Raw genomic sequence first — 20,303 nt, 5'->3', positions numbered from 1 at the left:
AAACGTCGTCCATAGCGTCGAACAGGCAACGCAACGCATAGGCCAACTTTCCTTCGGTGGTCTTTATGTAAAGTTCTTCGATATCCGCGCGAAAACTGAGAAGTTTGTCATAAAACTCGTCCTGTAACAGCAATACAATCCCTCCAAATCGGCGCTTTATAGTACGGCCCCAACGCATCCAGCTATTTCCTTAGCGATATCGCACGCGCACGTGTACAGCCTGCCCAAGTCAGAATTATTGGAGAAGCGTACTGATGTCTCATGCACTAAGTCTGCGTCCATGCTCGTGTTTTTAAACTCGTTCTTTGCTTTTTTACGCTCAACAAAGCACGAAAGGACAGCATTGGGAAAGGACTTCTTCAGCGTTTCCAATTCGACCTGAAAGCGCAGGTCGTCGACAATAACAATGGACGGAGTGTAAAAATTTTCGTTGGCAAAGTCTCTTTTAACGCGCCGGCATAGGGCTTCGACGAAAATGGCCGGGTAATGGCTGGTGAGGGCCTGCCCGACGTCGATAAGTACACTGCGCGGGACAGTGCCGATCTCTTTGTTGTACTCGTCTTTGTTTACCCAGTTGAATGGCACACCGTACAAGTTGGTACAGAACTCTTTCAGCGGCGCAGCGAGCGGCAGGCGGATTGAGTCGAGGCTGTAAACGCGCGTCAAAACATCGGCGATAAAATCACCGACGGTGGTTTTGCCAGCGTCGTGCCCGTTACCGGCGATAGCGACAATGAACGGCGATGTCTTTTTCACAAAAGGCACAGTACCTACATTGGAGTCCATAAAATAACTTCCTTTCTTTTGAAGTCATAATCCCCGCGGCGGCAGATACGAGCGAGCCGCGCCATGACGAGCGCGTATTCTTCTCCCAGACCTTTTTTGGCGTAAGCCTCGACGACGGCGGGCCACATCTCCCGATACGACGAAAGGCCGTCCAGAACTTTCCGGGCCTTTACCGGCCCGCAATCCGGGCAGCCTTTATACCCGTCGCAGGCGTCGCCCGTGAGGGTCTGGAACATATGATTGTAATCGGCCTGCGCTTCTGTCGTCTCGCGGACTTCCCAATCGCGAATGTCGCAGAATTTAGCCGGGACTGTCTTGAAGTCTTTGTCCGCGCTGACGATGATTTTCTCGCCTTCAATAATGTACGGCGACGTGGCGAGAATGCCGAGTGAGTCGTCGGCTTCAAGACCGGGGCGCAGGAAGGTTTCGTACTCTTCCGTCATCCATGCTTTGAGCTGTTCCAGCACCAAGGGGCGGCGCTTGTCTTTTCGATTAGCCTTGTATTCCGGCCAGATACGGTAACGGAAATTGCGCTTGGGACTCAGCGCGAAGACCGCGTCGTCGGCCGTGATCTTGTCCCGTATCTGTTCGTACTGCTCCTGAAACAGCGCTTTAGCTTCCTTGAGATCGGAATGGAGGGTCCAAACGCCTTCCGACCATTCGATAGCGTGTTCGCAAGCGCAAGCGACTTTGTAGGCAATAATGTCGCCGTCGATAAGAAGCGTCAACTTGCCATCAGGCATACTCAAGATACTCCCTAACATCAGCGCCGTTTGTCATGTAACGCGCAAAGTCAACGATATAAGGCGCGCCGAAACGTTTGTACATGTATTCGACAAAGCGCGCGTGAAGACCGACGTCACTGCCGGACCAATCAACAGGCCTGGGGCAATCGAAGTCGTTGTAATAGTACGCCGTCTCCAACAGAAGATCAGGTTCTTCGTCTCCTCCCCAGCCGTCTTCGAAGAATGTGTAATCTCCATGTTCGTCGTCTCGGGAAGCCAAGCTGTCTACGTTGTCGCCGAAGCACTTTCGATGCAGCACCACCAGCTCTTCGTCGGTGAACTGCGGGAGCCACTTCAAATCATTCGCCATATTCATACCATCCGTAATCTTCCGGTTCCAGCCCGAGTTCTTTGCAGACACGCTTGAAATAACGAGACTGTGGAGAAATCCCATAACCGCACCAGCGCGCGACCGTACTGAATGGGACGCGCATGTACCAAGCAAACTGGCTTTTGGAAACACCAAGTCCGACCAGAGCGTCGGAGATGTCGTCGGCGATCTTGCCCAAACGGGCGGCGCTGTCGTGGCATACCATTTCGCGGCCTCCTAAAACGGCGCAGTGTTCCGCATCTTGCGCCGCCATTCGCTGAGCGCCCGCCAAACGTCGATCGAAGCGCGCTTTGCAGCTGCGGCGTAACTCACATTGACAAAATCATAATCGTTGCGGGGCTTTTCGCTGCATGCGTTTTTTAATGTGTTCAAGCGCTCGACGAGTCTGTCGATTTCTGCGAGTAAATCAGCGGTTATTTCACAAACAAAATCACGTGACGAAAACACCATCATCCCTCCTGTTCGGACTTATTGGCCTTATTGAGGAATCTGTCGTAGATGTACGCGACGTTTCTCATTTTGCGTCCATACCGTTACTCTTTGTCATAATCCTTCGTCAAGTCCACGGGCGCGTTTGTCGTACCGAGCAGATGCTCGTGCCAGGCGTAAGGGATGCACTGCTCCCACACACAATTTACGCACTCGTAAGGATAACTACTGCCCCTGACGTATCTGCTAAACACGTTGGCGCACCATACCTCATTATCGTTGTTTCTCACAAGCACCTGCTCGAACGGCTTGAATTGGTACTTCTCCGGCTTCGGCGCTTCTGCGAGGTCGAGGACGAAGAATGGGAATCTGAAAGAGACAGTCTTGGGCTCCGCTAGTTCGATTCCAAGAGAACTAACGCATGCCCCCGTTACACGCAGAACCTTCCCTACGCTCTTAGTCATCTCCGCGTCCCACAAATTGTTCCAACCGCTTTCACCGCTTACTGCATTTCGTGTCACCCTTACCCAGCTGCCCTTCTTGACGCCGGTAGCTTCGAGCCACATTTTCTGCATCTTCACGTATTCTTCACTGGTCATTTTTCTTGCTCCCTTCCCGTACAAGCGGGTCAAGTATCTGCCACACGTCCAAAGGCACCTGCGCCCACATGGCGTTTACCAAATCCCGTATTTCTTTTTGCGCGTATCTGTTCGTCCCGCGTTTTTCCATAAGCTCCAACAATGTACGCAAATTGAACGTAACGTACATGCGCGTCTTGGCTGCTTCCGGAAGCAGCATGCGCGCGTCTTCGGGTTTCATCCCATATTTTTCGAGCGCTTCCCGGTACGCTTCGAGCGGGCGAAGCAAAGCCCTTTCGCACAACGCCTGTTCTTTGGGGCTGTCGTACGCTTCCGGCAAGACGCAGACGCGATTGAGGAACATGCGGTCTGTCTCGTCTTTTACTCGAGTGAACGTGACATACCGTTGGCTCATTTCGGTACGCGAAATATGTCTGTGACGGGCGAGCTGCAAGGAACAGGCGCGGCTGATGCCGTCAATGTAAAAGGTCATTGTGGCATGCTCGAAAACGCTCCAATGGCCGTTTTCATACAGTGTGCGGACAAGGCGCGCGTCGTCCTCTTCCGCGCCGCTCGCCGGCTGGCATTCTAACGGCGTCGTGCAGACGCGGGCAATCCTCGCCAAGCGAGGTACGCTGAGGTTGCTGCTGTCGACTGGCACGACGAACATTTCAATCGCCCTCCGCGGGCGCAACGGCATCCCCGCTCAAAGCGTTATTCAAACAGCTGAGCAGTCCGAGGACGACGACAAGATCGCGGAATAATTCGTCTTCGGGAATGGCGTCGTATCGCGCGACATCTTCCGTCAGAAATCGAGTAGCAGCCTTAACGCTCGCCCTAATGAGTTTCAGCCCAATTTCTTCCAAATTTGAACTCTCCCGCAAGAGGGATTCTGAATTCAAAGAATAAGCCGGCTTTTCCAAACGCAGCGGTGGCGATTTGTCCAACATGTTCTTCCTCTCCTTCTTTCACCAATAATTGATATTCGTCGTGAACGTGCGCGACTTGCTGGACTTTGTCGGCGAGGCCAGCAGTGGTCAGGTCGTCCCACAGAACGCAGGTGGCTTTCTTGACGGCGATAGCTCCGGCCGATTGCAGCAGCGTGTTGAAAGCACTGTGTATCGAACGGACGTTCAAACGGCGCTTGTCGAGGCCGATGAGATAACCGCGCTTTTTGGCAACGCGTTTCACGTCTTCGATCAGCGACGCTAGCGCCGGGAGGTTCTTCATGAATGTTGCGCGAAGCTCTGCGCCTTTCAAACTCTGCGCAATGTCCTTGAACGTGATAGTTTTATACTGAAACTGTTTGGCAAGTCGAGCGCTGGTCTGGTCGATCTTGCTCTTCGGCGCGGCGGCGAGCAGCGCTTTCGCCTGATCGTCGGTCAGTTCGACGAGTTCGCCGAGCTTATGGTCGCCCGCGCCGTAATTCAGAGCGTAAATAAATCGTTTCGCGACTTTGTTTCGCGCCCACATGTGGTAGGGGTTCTCGGGGTCTTTCTTTTCGCCTTCCGCTACCAATCCCAGCGCCTGCGCGTTGGCCCAGTGGATGTCGCCTTCGAGGATTTTTCTCGCGTAAGCGCCACCATCGTACCGAGCCATAAAATGAGCAAGACACCGCAGTTCAAGGCCAGAAGCGTCAGCGCCCAGAACCGACCAGCCGGGGGGAGCATAGAACAGACTGCGAAACTCAGCGCCCCAAGGAACGCCCACGGCAGGCACCTGAGCCATGTTCGGACTGACATGTGTGCACCTCCCTGTAACGGCTCCGTTGGTGATGACGTGGCCGTGGATACGGCCGTCTCTCCCCACCAGCTTGAGCCACGCGTTGTTGCCCTCGGCGAGCTGTCCGATACGTTTCTGCACAAGGAAATACTCGCTCAGGGCTTTTGCTTCCGGCCAGTCGAGGGCCGAAAGAACTTCTTCATCGACTTTCGGAGTGCCACGTTCGGTGTACTCCTGCGGTTCCCAGCCGCGCGTCTCTCTCAACCGTTCGGCGATATCCTTGCGGCTGCCGGGGTTGAAGGCGGTGATGCGCGCTCTCCAAACGCGCTCGCCTTTGACGTAGCCGCGCTTGGCGTTGTTGACTTTTGGGACAAACCAGTCGCCTTTATCTTCCGGAGGAAAAATGCGCTGCAATTCCTGCGTCAGTTCCTCGCGGCGCTTGGCGAGTTGGGAATAATAAAGAACGGCTTTCTCTTGGTTGAAAGGAAAGCCGTTCTGCTCTTGTTGCAGGATGATTTTCTGGAACTGGTGTTCAAGGTCGATGGCCGTCTGACTGTAGTCCTGCTCCTGTATCCGCTCCCACAGCGCCCTGGTCACAACAACGTCTTGCCTATTGTACGCGCACATTTCCTCGGACCATTCCTGCCAGTCGGTCGTCTCGCCGAACTCGCCCTTCAGCACGCCGAGGCGGTACCCCCACGCTTTGAGGGAATGGGAACCAACTAGCTTTTTCGGAAAGAAAAACATGGGCTGAGCTGGTGTTTTGGCACGACGTATCTCCGTAAAATCCAAATCGGCAAGGTTCGTCCAGATAAGGCGGGAGATCGTCAAAGTGTCGACGACTTCGCCTTTAGGCGCGAAAGAGGGGTAAACCTTTGTCAGCGCGGGGATATCAAACGCCAGAACATTATGCCCGCAAACACAGTCCGCAGCGGCCAGCCGTTCTACTCCAACAGGAATTTGCGGGTAATCCCCACGCGACGAGTAAAGGCGAGACTCGTCAGTCTCTGTATCGTAGATCGTCAGGCAGTGGACTTTTGTGGTCGCGTCGAGAAGGCCGTCCGTTTCAATGTCGAAGATGAGCATTTCGTATCAAGATAAACGCCTGGCGGCAAAAGCAACCGCGCAAATGACGGACACAGCAAGAAACGCAAAACAAGAACACCACAACACCGGCGCCCAGCGCGCGTTGAATACCATCACTTCCGCTTTTGCCTGAATCAACGGCTGCACGGCCGCCAGCACTTTTTCAACAATAGTAAGCAACATCAGAAATCTACCTCCCCTTCCAAAGGCTGTTCAACGCTTTTTTCAGTCTTTCGCCCAGCGTCAGTTTGTGCAGGCGCAGACGCCCGTCGCTGTTCCGAAACTCGTAGCGGCCACTGCGTATCTTGTTCTTTAACGTTGTTTTCGAAAACATTGCCTCGATTTTCCTCCCTGAACGGGTCGTCTTTGTCCTGTACTGCAAGGAGACGGCCCGTGCGGTTGTCATACAGCAGGGTGTCGGCAGTACCGACAACGCCTGTGAAGCGGTTCTTCAACACGTTCAGGCGGCTGTAATTGCCTGTCTCTTCATCCTGCTGGTTGCGGGACAGGGAGACGACCATATCGGACAGCTGTTCGAGGCCGCCTGAACCGCGGAGATCGGTCAGCGCCGGTTTTTTGCCATCGTTCCATGAAGCTCCCTGTGCGGGGCGCTTGAGATGGACGACGCCGAGGACGCCGATGCCTGTGTCTTCCACCAAACTGCGCAGCGCCGTCATCAGCATGTCGATCTGTTTGCGCTCGCTCTCCCCGGCGTCTCTTAATCCCGACACGACGATACTGATGTGATCGAGGACGAGGAAATCGATGGCGCAGGAAACAGCCATATAGCGGATGCGGCTCATGAGCGTGTCAATGTCGGTGGAGCCAAAATGATCGTACAAATAAAACCGCCCCTCTTGGCCGATGGTGTGGTCGTAAGCGTCTTTCAATGCTTCTTCGCTGACGCCTTCACGGGTCAAGTGGAGCGGTTTGTTCAGGTAGATCGACAGATATCTTTCCGCAGCTCGACGTTTGCTCTCCTCCAACGCCATAACGCCGATGGTCAGCTTGTGCTGCGTCATGAAATGGTACGCTATTTCATGGACGACGGTTGACTTGCCTATTCCGGAACCGGCGGTGAAGAGCCACAGTTCTTTTTTACGGATGCCGTCCGTCATCGTGTTGAGTTTGGGAAACGGCGTCGCGTAGCCTTTCTCCGGCGCTTTCGTCAACTCATCCCACAATTCGATTCCGGAAACGATTCCGTCCGGACGATAAGGGGCGGCTGACCAGATCGCGCTGATCAGTTCGGCGGTCTTGCCTGCTTTAAGCATGTCGTTAGGGTCTTTCAGCGGCAAGTACATGATGAAGGCTTTGCCGGGGCTGAGTACCTGCGCGGCTTCGTTCGCCGCTTTCCGTCCCGGTTCGTCCATGTCAAAGCAAATGACGACTTTTTCGAAAGACTCAAGCCATTCAAGGTTGTCTTTGAATGCACGCACAGCGCTTGTCACGCCGTTGGGCACTGAAACAACCGGCCACCGGTTGCCCTGTACTTGCGACACGCTGAGGCAGTCGATCTCGCCTTCGGTGACGATAACCATTTTTCCGTGGTCGTTCCACAACTGCTGGCCGTAAAGCTTCACGTTCTGCGGAGAACCGCGCCATCGGAATGTTTTGTCTTTTCCGCGGAGGTGCTGTGCTACAGGTTCCCCGTTCTGGTCATAGTAGGTCGCGACTTGCCAGACGTTAGTACCGTCATCAGCGACGCCGTAGCTGAATTTGCGACAGGTGTCGATGGTCAGATCGCGGGCTGTCAGCGGCAGATATTCGATGTCTTTGATCAGTTCGGCGGGCATGTGCGTCCGTTTCGCTCCCGTCGCTTCTCCGGCTATGTTGCTCTGGCAGGAGAAGCAGTACAAATGGCCGTCCGAGTATAATGCCGCCGCGTCGTGGCTCCCGCAGACAGGACAGGCAATGTGCGCTTGAACGGTCGCGCTGTTTGACATTTAAGCCAATCCATAGGCCCCATAGATGGCCTTGGAAGGCTTGAACTTTGCTCGGAGAGTCTTATGCCCTTCTTTGACGAAGCTCTCACCTGTACGCGGGTTTTTATAGGTCTTGTCTCCCACTTCCGAGAGTGTCGTCGTCAGAATGCCGACGCCGCGAAGGTTTACGCGTTCTTCGTCCGTGAGCGCCTTGGCGACGACGGCGAGGAAATTCTCGATGTCGGCGAGCGCCTGCGCGCGCGGTTTGGGGTAACGGCTGTTTTTGCGGTACTGCCTGATAAGTTCGTCAGTATTCAATCTCGATTCCTCCTTCTTCGAACGCCGTGCTGTTTCCGTCCAGCCACTCGGGCACACGGAAGCACGGGCAGTCTTTTACGGCGAGCTGGTTGTGCCCGACGACTTTCGTGACGCCGTATTCTTTGCAAAGTGAGACGACCAGCGCCAACAACGCCTCCCATTGTTTTTCAGTGTAGTTCGCTTCGGGCTTGCCGGTGTCTTGATTGAGGCCGCCAATCAGGCAGATTCCAATACTGTTGGCGTTGTAACCTTTGGCGTGCGCTCCGGGCTGATTGACGGGGCGTCCGGTTTCGACCGTGCCGTCGCGGCGGATTACATAGTGATAACCGATGGAAAGGCCGCTCGCGGGATTGTAAAAGCCGCGCTGGCGGTGCCAGATGTTGATTTCTTTCGCGCCGACGTTCATGGACGGTTTCGTCGCGGCGCAATGGATAACGATCAAGTCGATTTTACGCAGTGTGTACATCTCCTTTCTCTTCGTACAGCCACTCAACCGGGATTTTTTTCTCGGCCCATTTAAAGCCGTTCTTCGTTGCCCACTCGCCATAGGTTGTCTTAGACGTTTTGGTAAGTGTTTTTCGCGGGGAGGAAAAGATAAACCGAATGTCGAGATTTGGGTTGGATTCTTTGACATGGAGCATCTTCGACCGGTCTTCGGGCGGGAAGTACCCTTTTACTTCGATGATAGTCTCGTTCGGAAGGATAAAATCTGGCGTATACGTGTGTTTCTCGGCGTATTCGATCTTGGGTGGTTTATCGCAGCCGAAAAAACCATATGATTCAAGTTGCGCGCCGACCTCAGTCTGAAAGCGCGAAGTGCCCGCGCCTTCGTGCGGACGCCGCCCGCGTTTTTTAGGGAACAGGATCACTTAAAAATCCCCCGTTTCCTGCGATGCGCGCTCGCGATACGATACAGGCTGTGCAGTAGTGCCTTCGTATTTGTCCTCATCCGCAAACTGCGCTGTCTCATCGTGCTCATCGGCACTGGCGACACTATACCCTTCTTCTTCTCCGAAGCCATACGTCTTGGCGTCGCGCTTGTTGTATTCCACGAGGTCAAGAACTTGCAGCGCGTCGAGACGGATGGAGATGCCATAGCCGATCGGGCTGGCGTACGGGAACGCCGTGACGGCGAGCTTGATTGTCGAGCCGTTGCCGATAAGGCGCTTGGGCTCTTCGGGGAAAGGCACGCCCTGCGCGTCGCAGACGAACGGGCTGAATGTCCAGTCTTTGCCCTGTTTGCTGGTGCCGGAAGCTTTCGCTTTCGCCCGGATGGCGTATTCGCCGGTAGGCTCGCCGTTCTTGTCGAACCAGTCGCCGTGGTTCTCGTCTTTACGGGGCGGGAGTTCATTGCGCTTTCTCGGGTTTTTGTTCTTGGCGGCGTTCTCTTGCGCCATGGCTTCCGCTTCGGCCATCAGGGCTTCGAACTGCCGTTCCAGTTCGGCGACCTCGGGGTTGTCCTTCGATAGCAGAATTGTCGCGGAGTAATCGCCACGCTCGTCGAACTGATAATCCGGTTCGAACACGCGACAAAACAACGCCTTGCCCGCGGGAGTCGTACCGACCAACCGTTTGAATCCGTTCTTGTCCACTTTTTCTTTCAACACTGTTGTCAATCCTCCAATTCGTTTTTCATATACGCTTTCAAGGCTTCGAATGTCGCCTTGGGATAACCGCCTGCTTTTTTGATGAGATTCGACGCGAGGTTCATCAACTCCGTTGGCCGGATAGAATAGCGCTCGGCCAGACACAGGAAGAGGGCGCACGACGACATCAACTGCGTGTCATGCGACAGGTCTTGGATATTGTTCAAAATCTGCATGACCGTTAAGGACACATTGTGCATCGACGCATTGGCACATTTTGCATAAAGATCGACGGGAACCGGAATCACTTCATCACCCCCAACACAATGAGATATGTTAAATATAATTAAACCAATCCTTAAACAATCTTCGTTATCGATGAACCGTTAAGTTATTGTTTAAGACGGTTTAATTTATACCTAGGTTTATAACCTCCAAGGTGTCGTTACCAAGGGTTTTACAAAAACCGTCTGGTTACGAGGATCGCGGTAGCGATCCGAGTAGACGGTTTTTGTCGGAGAAATAGGTAATATTGAAAGAGCTTTAACTCATTCTTAGTAATTCCTGTTGAATTATTAAGATATAAGTTATTGCCCCCCCCTACCCCCCACGGGCGTCTTCCCCGTCTCGTGCATTACGGCCCCCCAATTCGTAACGCAAGGTTGCAGGCGAGGAAGATGAGAATTTAAGCAGCACTTTGGAAACCATTTTCCAAAGTCCGTTCGTGAAACTGCTTCTCTCACTAGTGCACCTTTTTCAGGAACGGCGGTGTTTTGGTCAAAATAACTTTGCCATTTGCAAAAGGTGCACTATATATGCGATTACGAAAACAGAAACTTGGCTTTCAAAATATCGTCGGGACAAAATGTGTTAATCATCGGTATTTTGGGGAGTTTGCGCTCATCACCAGAAATTAACAATGGTTTAATATGCTCGACAAAATCTTCCAGAGGTTTGTGTTTTGTGTATAATTGCCAGAATTGTTCACGGAGAATCTGAGCAAATTCTTCGGTTTTACCGGCATGAACACCAAGGCTGTCGTGAACTAAAGCGAAAGAAGTTATTCTGGATTTTTTAGCTGCGCAAACAGAAAACATCAGGTGCGAAGCGTCAAGAGAATGGATGAAATTTGGCGCAATCCCCGATACCTGCTTGGCTTTGTTGATGTAAGGGCTATCGTGGCTGTCCTTCAACAGAACCGCACCTCCCGAAGCTACCCAACATGGCATTTTGTTTTTGACGATGATGCTGCCTTGGAGCCGTGTCTTGATGCGCTTCATGTCGGTCAAATAGTAACTTTGCTGCACGACGAAACCGCTCGGCGCTACCCATGCGACGGGGGTGCTGGCTTTCGCAACGAGGTTGGCGACGGTCTTGAGGAACTTCATGCCTTCCCGCGCGCCTTTTACGACTTTGGGGATAGCATGCCAAACGGTCGTCGCCGCGTACATAAGCAGGCTTTTTACTTCTTTGGTGTCATATTGTTCGATTTCCGTGCGTTCGCTGAGAGCTTCGCAGACGTACTCGCGGGCGGTCTGAAACGTCGAACCGTAAGGGAGTGTCATGACAGCGCGTTTGGTGATCTTTCGGTCCATTAAGTTATGGGCGAGAAGGAACATGGCGTACTTGGCCTTGTCTGCGTCGGCCCCCGTTGCGTCTTCCCGGAATTGTTTGACGGCCTCTTCGGCGACAAGGCCGTAGATGTCGGACTTTTTATGTTGATTGGGGAGGCATTTGACGTTTGTCGCGATTGCGCCCACTTCGTCGCGGAGCATAGCTGAATAGTGTTGGATTCCTGAACAGCTGCCGTCGAGGCCGACAGGGGTATGGGACAGGTAACCGTCGCCTTCCCTGCAATAGCCGTCCCACTCGATGCAGGCGGCGAGGAACATGAACGGAGAATCGGCTTCGGTCCACTCTCTGTGGATCAGGGGTTCGTTGGCACAGTCGCGAATCCACTGCGTGTTGTCTTTCGCCCATTGAACGCGCTCGTCGTAATCTACTTTGTCGTTGCCCCAACAGTTAGCGACGTGGACAGCGAGCCATTTTGCGCCGTGTGCGCCCAATGGGACGCCGTCCGCAAATTCCAAGATGCCTTTTTCCCAGTCAGTCCCTTGAGGCGTTAAATTGCCGACCGGGTAAAGGCGGCCTCTGAAATCGGTTTGATATACGTAATAGAATCGTTCGTCGTTTAGAAGCAGTGCGGCGATTTCCATCGACATGCCGAGGCGGAGCCTCTGGCCTATGGCCTTGGCGTTTTTTCGATATACGGCTCGTGCAAGGCCCTTCCAACTGTCGAGTACTTCCGGGCTTTGCAGGCATTCATGTTTGACGCCTTCGACGATTTTCGCGCCGCATTTAGGGCAGTTCGGCAGGGGGAGTTTGTCAGCGCTCGGCAGTCCTGCAACAGCTTTTCCTTCGTGTACGAGTTCGGTTAAAACGGTGTAGACGCGCTGGTTGATACGCCACGCTGTGTCTTGGGCGGCGTTGACGGCCTCAAAGACGGTGGCGAACTGTTCCGGCTGGTTGAGAATTTCTTCCTGATACGCTTCATTGCGGTTTTTGACGAGTGGGAGTTGACCGCCGTAGACCGTCCAGTAGCCGCCGTTTTGCGTGTTTGTCCAGTGTCTTGGAGGGATCGGCAAAGGCAAATAAAAGCCTCCTTTAAGCCCAAGAACTGCATCGGCGTTTCCTACCCATTGAAGTAGTTGCGCACTGGGCATGAGTTTGTACCCTGTTTCCGAGATGTTTTTATTGCCGGAATAGGGAATACGGATAACATCAAATAAAGATGTTTTGCTCAAAACGATGGCTGCCAGTGTTGACGCCATCCAGTAGCGATAGCTGGTAGACCATTTTTCCCACTGCGCCTCCTTGTGCGGTTTGCCGCCGTAAACGCCGTTCGCATAACGGTTCATGGCGACTGAAAGACCAAGCTTGATCCACAAGGGGTCGGATGTGTTTTCCTTTTGACGGTTCACGACGGCTGTAAAAAAACGCGGCGCGGCTTTTTGCCAGAAATTGATTCGGGCTTCTTCTTCGCAGGCGCTCGCGATCGCAGCGTAAACATGTGTGAGAGAGCGCCCTTTAGTGCTCTCATCGAGCATGACCGTCAACGCGATATAACAGTATGCGTCAATGTCTTCCTTGCTAAATTTCAAGATATGGTTCTTATGCGGGGTGGCCTTGCCATCGGTATTTTTGAGGTTGTTCGCGACAGCGCGCGCACAGTCGGTAATAAAGGGGAGCGTGCTTGCCATTAGACTACGGAGCGGTTTGTGTTTTGACCAGACACCGTCTTCGAAGGCTTTCCGGCTGTTGTCTTCAATATCGGCAATGTGTTGATTTCGTATTGTCTTTTCTCTTTCCAAAACTTTTTCGTATTCGTCTGGAAGTTGTAGTGATAAGAATTCGTTATGTGTATTCATTTTAACCTCCTTGTAAACTGTAATTGAAGTATAGCATTATGGAATCTATTTGTATAGATTACAATGCTTTTATGCGATACTTCAAAATACAGGAAATACGTTGGCCTTTTAAGATAAACAACAAGGGAGATACCTTATTACCGGCGTCTCCCTTGTTGTAAATATGGCGTTTTTTGTTGTAAAAATACGATATGTCGTTTTAACACATTGAAAAGCAAACAATAATTCTTAGGTTTTTATTGTGGAAATTGTTCTAAAAAATGCGAAAAGGGACTCAAAATCCCCCGTGGGCAACCACGTGAGGGTTCGAGTCCCTCCTTAGGCACCATTTTTTCAAATTGCAAAGGACTTGTCAATGCAGTTACGACAAGTCCTTTTATTTTTTACGACATTTTACTCAAGCTTTATTCCAACAATTTCGTCATTCCGTAGAGATCGTCCGGCCAAAGATGGGCGTACCTTCTGGTCGTCATTAAATTTCTTGAGGCTCTTGTCGGCCGTGTCGGCCTCGGATTTGAGCTCCACAGGAAAAATGTCATTTTCTCTCTGACTGTGGGGTAGCCCGCCGCCTTTTGAAAAAGGACGAAGAAACTTGACCGATCACCGGTGCGGGAAGGACGAGCGCCAGGACATGAAGGATCTCGGCGCGAAGCTGAAAGGAACGTCATGAGCCCGCTTTCTTCGGCGCCGGTGAAAAAGTTTCGATTCAGTGTATAATTTTATGGCAGAGGCCGGAATTCGCGTGATGTGTGGCGGCTGACAATCTTTCACTGGAGGAAACAACCATGAACGTTCTCCTTACCGGCGGGGCCGGTTTTATCGGGTCGCATACGGCGGTCGAATTGATCGCGGCGGGACACGGGGTGGTGATCGCCGACGATCTGAGCAACAGCTCGGCGGCGGTGATCGAGCGGCTGGCGCGGATTACGGGTGCGCGCGTGCCGTTTTACCGGATCGACGTGGCCGACAAGGCGGCGCTGGCGCGTCTCTTTGCGGAGCACGATCTCGACGCGGTGATCCACTTCGCGGGGCTCAAGGCGGTGGGCGAATCGGTGGCCAAGCCGCTGCTCTACTACCGCAACAATCTGGACACGACGCTGGCGCTGCTGGAAGTCATGGCGGCGCACGGCTGCAAGCGCTTCATCTTCAGCTCGTCGGCCACGGTGTACGGGATGACGAACACGGTTCCGTTCACCGAGGACATGCCGGCCGGCGGCTGCACGAATCCCTACGGCTGGACGAAGTTCATGATCGAACAGATCCTGCGCGACGCGGCCGCCGCGGACGCGGGGATGGCGGCGGTGCTGCTGCGTTACTTCAACCCGATCGGCGCGCACGAGTCGGGGCTGATCGGCGAGCAGCCGCAGGGGATCCCCAACAATCTGATGCCGTATCTGTGCCAGGTGGCGGCGGGCAAGCTGCCGCAGCTGCGCGTCTTCGGCGACGACTACCCCACGCCCGACGGCACGGGGGTGCGCGATTACATCCACGTGGTCGATCTGGCCAAAGGGCACGCGGCGGCGCTGGATTACGCCGCTTCGCACCAAGGTGCCGAGGTGTTCAACCTCGGCACGGGGCACGGCAGCAGCGTGCTTGATCTGATCCGTTCGTTCGAGCGGGTCAACGGCGTCGAAATCCCTTACGCGATCGCGCCGCGCCGCGCCGGCGACATCGCCGCGTGCTGGGCCGACGCAAGCAAGGCCGAGCGTCTGCTGGGCTGGAAAGCGCAAAAATCGCTCGACGACATGTGCCGCGATTCCTGGAACTGGACGAAGAAGTCGCTGCGATAAAAACATCAAAGAGCTCATCAAAAACACGCCGCGCCCGTCGCGTTTTGAAGGAATGATTCAAAACGCGACGGGCGCGGCGTCGTCTATCCCGAACTGCCGGCGGGAACTCGAAGCCCCCGCCGGCTTTCGATGCGGGAGCTCACCAGTCAAGGTCAAGGCGGCCGCGCACGTATCGTTCAAATATCCATGTCTCTTCGCAGCCGCGCAAAAGGCTGCAAAGCTCCTGCCGAAGCTCTTCCTTGGACAGTCCGTCGATGCAGCGCCGCAGTTTTTCGTCCAGATCTTCCCGACGCCGCGCCCCCACTTCGCGGCCGCTCGTCGCCAAGGGCACGAAGCGGACTTCCGGCGACTTTGCGCCAAAGTCCGCGTCCTTTGTCTCCCTGTGATAAACTATGTCCGTTCCGCAACGTCACATTCAATGAGGAGATCGTATTCATGTCGTTCATAAAAGATCATGCGCGCTTTTTCAAGGGTGCGGCGCTGACCGCCGTCTTCGCTCTCGCGGCGGCGGGAACGGCGGCTCTGGCGCTGATGCGCCGGGTCTGGGGGCCGGTGTCGATGGAACAGATCCTGTTTCATCTGGACGTGCCGCTGACGGGCGGCGTCGACGCCCATCTGCGCCGTCTCATTTTCGCCGCGGGCGCGGGCGCGGCGGCAGTCGTGATTCTGTACGGGCTGTTCTGCCGTTTCTGCCTGCGGCGCGGCCGGCGCGGCGCGGGCCTCGTCGCGGCGCTGGCGCTGGCGGGTTTCGCGCTGTACGCGGAACAGAGCGTCGGCGTGGCCGGGTTCGTACTGCGTCAGTTCCAGAGCACAACGCTGTTCGACGCCGTGCCCGAACCGGCGGACACGCGCTGGTCGTTCCCCGGCGCCAAGCGCAATCTGCTGGTGATCCACATGGAGTCGATCGAGGACACCTTCAACGACGCCGTGGTCATGGGCGCGCCGCTGCTGCCGGAGCTGGCGCGGCTGCAGAAGGACCATCTCCATTTCACGGGCTTCCGCCAGGTGCGCGGCACGACCTGGACGACGGCGGGCGTGACGGCCTCGGACTTCGGGCTGCCGCTGCTACTGCCGATCGGCCACAACGACTACGGCGACTACGAGTCGTTTTTGCCCGGCGCGCTGAGTATCTTCGAGGTGCTGGAGCGCAGCGGTTACGCGCTGGAGTTTATGTTCTCCAGCGATTGTTCGTTCGGCGGCATCGAAAATCTGATCCGCACGCACGCGGAGCGCCCCGTCGTCAAGGATCTGCGCTGGTTCAGCCAATACCGCTCCGACGTGGAACAGAACCGCGGCAACGGCTGGGGACTGCGCGACCGCTATCTCTACGAGCGGCTCAAGGAAGATCTGGCGCTGCGCGCCGCTTCGGGCGCGCCGTACGCTTTTTTCGTCGAGACGCTCGACACGCACGGGCCGGACACATACTACTTTCTCGACCCCGACGTCCGCCCACAAACGCGCTGGCACGACTTTCGCGACGTGATCCGCGCCAGCAGCCTGATGATGGGCGAGTTCATCGACTGGGTACAGGCGCAGCCGTTCGCCCGCGACCTGACGATCGTCGTTCTCGGCGACCATCTCTGGATGGGCGACGCCATCGCCGGGCGTCCGCTGGGGGACGGACGCGCCGTGCTCAACCTGTTCATCAACGCGATCCCGCGCCCGGAGCGCGAGGGCGAACGGCTTTTCAGCGCGCCGGATTTCGCGCCGACGATTCTCGAAGCCATCGGCGCAAATCTTCCCGGGCGCCGTTTCGGCATCGGCACGTCGCTGTTCAGCGCGTGCCCGACGATGATCGAGGAACTGGGCGAAAAGGCTTACGTCGCCGAACTGGGCAAGACGTCGGCGCGCTACAACCGGTTCTTCAAGCGTCCCAAAGATTCTTTCGCCCGGCACGCGCCGCCGAAAACGAACGACTTTTCCAAGGGCGCGCCGAAGATCGTCTTTTCCGAACCGGAACTGTTTATGAGGACCGGCGGCAGCGGCGATTTTCAGTGCGCGGTCTTCAATTCAAGCGACAGCCTGCTGTCCAGCGCGGGAGATGCGCCGCTGCGGATCCGCGCGTCGGTCTGCGCCGCCGACGGCCGCAACATGCCGGAATATGCGCGCACGTTCCCGCTGCCGCGCAACCTGCCGCCGCAGGACGCCGAATACCTGCAGGCGTCGATCCCCGTGCCGCCGGAAGGAACGTACCGCCTGCGGCTGGAATTCGTCGACGGAAAAGACCGGCCGGTCGCCGCCCATGAAACGCCGCTGCGGACGGCGGCGCAGTGGCCGTACGCAGCCGGGAACGGCGGCGTGCCGCAGGACGAACGCACCGTGCTGGACGGCGGCGCGCCCTGCGTGGCCTTCGCGGGCGCGATGGAAGTCTATTGCCATCGGGACACGCTCTTCTGCAAGCTGCTGGACGGGCGCCTGTCCGCAAAAGAACTGATTTTGCGCGCCCGCCGCGGCGGGCAGACCGTCGAACTGACGCCGCGCGAGCTGCGCCGCGCATCCGACCAAAAATTCCGCTGGGCCGCCGCGCCGTTGGACGGAGCCGGTTTTGAATATCTGGAAGCGGGGTGGCGGCGCGACGGCGCGGAAAACGCGCGCCCGTTCAGCCTCCTCCCCGCGGCGAAAAGCGCGCCGCTGCGCGAGGAGCAGGACTTCTACGCCTATGTGCGCAAGCTGTCGCGGTCGAAGGCGCTGATCCTCGCCGCCGTCAACGCCCCGGGGCGGGAGCCCGGCCTTCTGGCCATGCGGGACGGTCAGATCCTCACGCTTCAGCGCGGCGAGCCCGGCACGGCGCTGCACTTCGACGGCGAGGAAGGCGGCGTTTACCTCGACCTCAACACGTATGACGAGGCCACCACCGCCCAGTCGCGTACCCGCGCACGACTGTCAATCCGCGTGAACGGCCTCGAATACTCCTGGGCGCAGCAGGGCACGAACTTCGTCGTCTTCGATCCCGCCTGCGGCGAAGTGATCGACCGCGCCGCAAGCGCCGCGCCGGTACCGCTGGACGAACTGGCGCCGCTGCTCGCGGGCGCGCCCGCGACGACGCGGCATCCCGGCGGCGAAACGCCCAAACTGCGCCACCGCCCCGTCGATCATCGCGTTCCCATCGAAAAGGGGGCGTTTCTCGCCTCATGGCCCGACGGGCCATACGTCGCGCGCTCCGGCGGCCGGCTTTACTTCCAGACGCCGTGGGAGCAGGCCTTCAAAATCAAACTGATCGGCGGTCCAGAAAGCGCGGGTGCCGCGCCGCTGGACGGCGCCGTGTCGGCCGGTTTCGACGGCGTGATCTCCGCCCTGACGGCGCAAGGGCCGTGCGCCGACGTCGGATTTATCGACGCGCAGGGGCAAAAACGCGTGCAGTCCGTCGACCTGACGCCGCTTTTTCTGGAAACAGACTTCTGCCGCTATCTGCGGCGGCTGGCCGATCCCGATTACGTCGTGCTGATCTCCGTGCTCGACGAAGGCGCGCGCCGCCTGACGGAAACGCACCGCAAGCTCTTCGCGCCGCTGGGGCTCGACCTGTCGCTGTCCGGCAAGCGGCGCTGGAGCTACGCGGCCGTCAGCGACGGCGGCAAAAAGATCTACGAAGAATGCACGCCCGGCCGCATCGACACAACCGTCGACGCCGCGGGGCTGAAGATCGGGCTCGTCAGCACGGGAATGGAGGCCGGTTCCGAGTCGTCGGTCCGGATCGACGGCACGGAGTATTCCGCACAGTCGCTGGGCATGAACATCGTCGTCTACGACAAAAAACGACGGCGCGTCGTCGACAGCGTCGCCTTCAACACCTACGCCGACCTCTCCGCCTCGCGCAAAGACCCCGCGTTCAAACGGTGAAAGCAAAGCGGCGAACCTCGAATGAAGCGAGGTTCGCCGCTTTTTATCCGTCTGTGTTGAGAGTGATCCACAACTGGCATTTTTGTTCCGGCAAGAGGGAATCGCAGCTGCTGGGCACAAGTCCAGGATTTTTGCCGAACATATTTTCAAATGGTTGGTACAGACAAAATCCACGCAGTAAAAATTGAGTTTCTCCACCAATGCGGGGCTCAAAGTCAGAGATAAAAAGAGAGGGGCCACAGCCCCTCCCGTTTTCACTGCAGCTGCGCTTCAGGCGGCAGCGCGCCTTTCATGACGATCTGCTCTCAAAGCGGCAGGGCACTTGCCAAAAGAGCATCGCTCTTTCTACGTGTTATTACTCAAGTTATGAATTTTTGTCAAATCATTCTCACGGGGAAGACAAAATATATGAAAACTCAAAGCCAGCCTCGATTTTTTCATAATCAGCCCTATCAAAAGCCGGCGTTACGCCTCTTCATTTTCAGCTTGCCAGAGCGCGCCGCACCTTGTCGCGCAGACAGCGCACGCGTTTGCTCACGGCCTGCTGGCTGATGGCGCAGCGGCGGGCCAGTTCCTTCTGCGTCAGGCCGGAAGCCAGGCCGCGCGCCAGCTCGCGCTCGCGGGGCGGCAGGCTTTCGAGCAGTTCGAAGACGGCGTAGCGGCCCTCTTCGTAGGGAACGTCGAAACCGTCGTCCTCGAATTTTTGTTCCAGCGAATCGTGGGCGCCATCCCGGCGCAGCCGCGCGGCCGCGTCGCGGACCCGGCCGCGCAGACGGTACCAGATGAACAGGCTCAGCCGCTGGGGCGGTCGTTCCTCGTCATAGCGCCGCACCAGTTCGAAAAGCGCGATCATGCCCTCCTGTACCAAATCTTCGTATTCGGCGCCGCGCCTTGTATACTGCCAGGCAATCTTTTTCGCCAGCGGCAAAAAGCGCAGAGCGGTTTCGTTCAGCTGCTCTTTGCTCGCAGCGCATCGTTCGCATTCCACTGATCGTTATCCTTTCTCCTCTTGTGAGGTCCAAAACGCCGGAAGCTGCGGGGCTTGCTCCGACTTTATCACAAAGAGTGCTTTAATCGTGATAAATATACAACTAGACTTCATCAAAGTCAAAAAGGATAATTCACTCATCGTCATTACAAAGCAAACATTTGTCGAAAAAAACGACGGCAGAGACGCGCCGATTCGTTCAGGCGTCTCTGCCGTCTTTGGTTTGCGGCGGTAAATTTTTTCTTACGCGAAAAGCTATTCGATCACGCGGCCGTCCACGCCGATGGTGACGACCTGCCAGGGGATGAACTTGCCGCTGTTCATCAGCGCGGCGCGGGCAGCTTTTTCGAGGCCGCCGCAGCAGGGCACTTCCATGCGCACGATGGTAACGCTTTTGACGTCGTTGTTTTTGATGATCTCGGTCAGCTTCTCGCTGTAATCCCCTTCGTCGAGCTTGGGGCAGCCGATCAGCACGACGCGGTTTTTGATGAAGTCGCGGTGAAAGGCGCCGTAGGCGTAAGCCGTGCAGTCGGCGGCGATCAGCAGCGAGGCGTTTTTGAAATACGGCGCGTTGACGGGGACCAGCCTGATCTGCACGGGCCACTGGCTGAGGAGGCTGCGCAGATCGGCCGGCGCGCCCGCCGTCTCGGGCGCTTCCGCCGCGCCGCGTTGAATGGCGCGCGCCATCGAGCCGGGACACATGTGCGGGGCTCC

At 56.2% G+C, this 20,303-nt stretch carries 20 protein-coding genes and 1 pseudogene; 2 read left to right on the top strand and 19 right to left on the bottom strand.

From position 1 onward, the window contains the following. Positions 1-156 precede the first annotated feature (156 nt). The 16 genes from HMPREF7215_RS10045 to HMPREF7215_RS12525 form a co-directional block, all read right to left on the bottom strand. Positions 157-786: a hypothetical protein gene (locus tag HMPREF7215_RS10045; RefSeq protein WP_009165758.1), complete on the bottom strand. Its 630-nt coding sequence runs from the start codon at positions 784-786 to the stop codon at positions 157-159. After that, entirely contained in the window at positions 771-1,529 is a 759-nt protein-coding gene (locus tag HMPREF7215_RS10040; RefSeq protein WP_009165757.1) for an exonuclease, read from the bottom strand. Before HMPREF7215_RS10040 ends, HMPREF7215_RS10045 begins: the two co-directional genes overlap by 16 nt. Then, entirely contained in the window at positions 1,522-1,881 is a 360-nt protein-coding gene (locus tag HMPREF7215_RS10035; protein ID WP_040551111.1) for a hypothetical protein, read from the bottom strand. Before HMPREF7215_RS10035 ends, HMPREF7215_RS10040 begins: the two co-directional genes overlap by 8 nt. Beyond that, the gene (locus HMPREF7215_RS10030; protein WP_009165755.1) at positions 1,871-2,107 is read right to left on the bottom strand and encodes a hypothetical protein; all 237 of its coding nucleotides are present in this window, start codon (positions 2,105-2,107) and stop codon (positions 1,871-1,873) included. The genes HMPREF7215_RS10035 and HMPREF7215_RS10030 overlap by 11 nt, the downstream gene beginning before the upstream one ends. Before the next feature lie 11 nt (positions 2,108-2,118). Continuing rightward, on the bottom strand, positions 2,119-2,355 hold the full coding sequence (locus HMPREF7215_RS10025) for a hypothetical protein (RefSeq protein ID WP_040551110.1): 237 nt from the start codon (positions 2,353-2,355) through the stop codon (positions 2,119-2,121). 80 nt (positions 2,356-2,435) lie between these two features. Beyond that, on the bottom strand, positions 2,436-2,930 hold the full coding sequence (locus HMPREF7215_RS10020; protein ID WP_040551109.1) for a hypothetical protein: 495 nt from the start codon (positions 2,928-2,930) through the stop codon (positions 2,436-2,438). Then, entirely contained in the window at positions 2,920-3,579 is a 660-nt protein-coding gene (thyX, locus tag HMPREF7215_RS10015; RefSeq protein WP_009165753.1) for an FAD-dependent thymidylate synthase, read from the bottom strand. The genes HMPREF7215_RS10020 and thyX overlap by 11 nt, the downstream gene beginning before the upstream one ends. Positions 3,580-3,746: 167 nt before the next feature. Then, positions 3,747-5,717 carry a DNA polymerase gene (locus tag HMPREF7215_RS10005; protein ID WP_009165751.1) on the bottom strand — a complete coding sequence of 657 codons (1,971 nt, stop codon included), beginning with the start codon at positions 5,715-5,717 and terminating at the stop codon, positions 3,747-3,749. Between the two features lie 6 nt (positions 5,718-5,723). Continuing rightward, positions 5,724-5,900: a hypothetical protein gene (locus HMPREF7215_RS13340; protein ID WP_009165750.1), complete on the bottom strand. Its 177-nt coding sequence runs from the start codon at positions 5,898-5,900 to the stop codon at positions 5,724-5,726. Continuing rightward, the gene (locus HMPREF7215_RS10000; RefSeq protein ID WP_009165749.1) at positions 5,900-7,513 is read right to left on the bottom strand and encodes a DnaB-like helicase C-terminal domain-containing protein; all 1,614 of its coding nucleotides are present in this window, start codon (positions 7,511-7,513) and stop codon (positions 5,900-5,902) included. Before HMPREF7215_RS10000 ends, HMPREF7215_RS13340 begins: the two co-directional genes overlap by 1 nt. A gap of 150 nt (positions 7,514-7,663) precedes the next feature. Then, the gene (locus HMPREF7215_RS09995) at positions 7,664-7,960 is read right to left on the bottom strand and encodes an HU family DNA-binding protein (RefSeq protein ID WP_009165747.1); all 297 of its coding nucleotides are present in this window, start codon (positions 7,958-7,960) and stop codon (positions 7,664-7,666) included. Further along, positions 7,950-8,426: an N-acetylmuramoyl-L-alanine amidase gene (locus tag HMPREF7215_RS09990; RefSeq protein ID WP_009165746.1), complete on the bottom strand. Its 477-nt coding sequence runs from the start codon at positions 8,424-8,426 to the stop codon at positions 7,950-7,952. Before HMPREF7215_RS09990 ends, HMPREF7215_RS09995 begins: the two co-directional genes overlap by 11 nt. Further along, complete coding sequence (locus tag HMPREF7215_RS09985; protein WP_009165745.1) at positions 8,410-8,829, bottom strand: PDDEXK family nuclease; 420 nt, start codon at positions 8,827-8,829, stop codon at positions 8,410-8,412. Before HMPREF7215_RS09985 ends, HMPREF7215_RS09990 begins: the two co-directional genes overlap by 17 nt. Further along, positions 8,830-9,567 carry a DUF2815 family protein gene (locus tag HMPREF7215_RS09980; RefSeq protein WP_009165744.1) on the bottom strand — a complete coding sequence of 246 codons (738 nt, stop codon included), beginning with the start codon at positions 9,565-9,567 and terminating at the stop codon, positions 8,830-8,832. It lies immediately after the preceding gene. A 5-nt stretch (positions 9,568-9,572) separates the two neighbouring features. Then, a complete protein-coding gene (locus HMPREF7215_RS13675; protein ID WP_040551107.1) occupies positions 9,573-9,854 on the bottom strand; it encodes a hypothetical protein in 282 nt (93 codons plus the stop codon). Positions 9,855-10,367: 513 nt separating this feature from the next. Continuing rightward, positions 10,368-12,974, bottom strand: coding sequence for a DNA-directed RNA polymerase (locus tag HMPREF7215_RS12525; protein ID WP_009165742.1), 2,607 nt, complete (start codon positions 12,972-12,974; stop codon positions 10,368-10,370). 785 nt (positions 12,975-13,759) lie between these two features. Here HMPREF7215_RS12525 and galE point away from each other — a divergent pair. Further along, entirely contained in the window at positions 13,760-14,764 is a 1,005-nt protein-coding gene (gene galE / locus HMPREF7215_RS09965; RefSeq protein ID WP_009165740.1) for a UDP-glucose 4-epimerase GalE, read from the top strand. A 139-nt stretch (positions 14,765-14,903) separates the two neighbouring features. Here galE and HMPREF7215_RS09960 read toward each other — a convergent pair whose 3' ends face one another. After that, on the bottom strand, positions 14,904-15,095 hold the full coding sequence (locus HMPREF7215_RS09960; RefSeq protein WP_009165739.1) for a hypothetical protein: 192 nt from the start codon (positions 15,093-15,095) through the stop codon (positions 14,904-14,906). A gap of 104 nt (positions 15,096-15,199) precedes the next feature. Between HMPREF7215_RS09960 and HMPREF7215_RS09955 the strand changes: the two genes are divergently transcribed. Further along, positions 15,200-18,601 carry a sulfatase gene (locus tag HMPREF7215_RS09955; protein ID WP_009165738.1) on the top strand — a complete coding sequence of 1,134 codons (3,402 nt, stop codon included), beginning with the start codon at positions 15,200-15,202 and terminating at the stop codon, positions 18,599-18,601. 481 nt (positions 18,602-19,082) lie between these two features. Here the strand turns inward: HMPREF7215_RS09955 and HMPREF7215_RS09950 are convergent, their stop codons facing one another. Beyond that, positions 19,083-19,589: a sigma-70 family RNA polymerase sigma factor gene (locus HMPREF7215_RS09950; protein ID WP_009165736.1), complete on the bottom strand. Its 507-nt coding sequence runs from the start codon at positions 19,587-19,589 to the stop codon at positions 19,083-19,085. Positions 19,590-19,844: 255 nt separating this feature from the next. Continuing rightward, a pseudogene (locus tag HMPREF7215_RS09945) lies at positions 19,845-20,303 on the bottom strand (ferredoxin); the annotation flags it as partial.

Origin of the sequence: Pyramidobacter piscolens W5455 (genome assembly GCF_000177335.1) — a bacterium.
GTDB lineage: Bacteria > Synergistota > Synergistia > Synergistales > Dethiosulfovibrionaceae > Pyramidobacter > Pyramidobacter piscolens.
The sequence above is the reverse complement of the archived record's forward strand: the minus strand, read 5'-3'. Positions and strand labels throughout refer to the sequence as shown.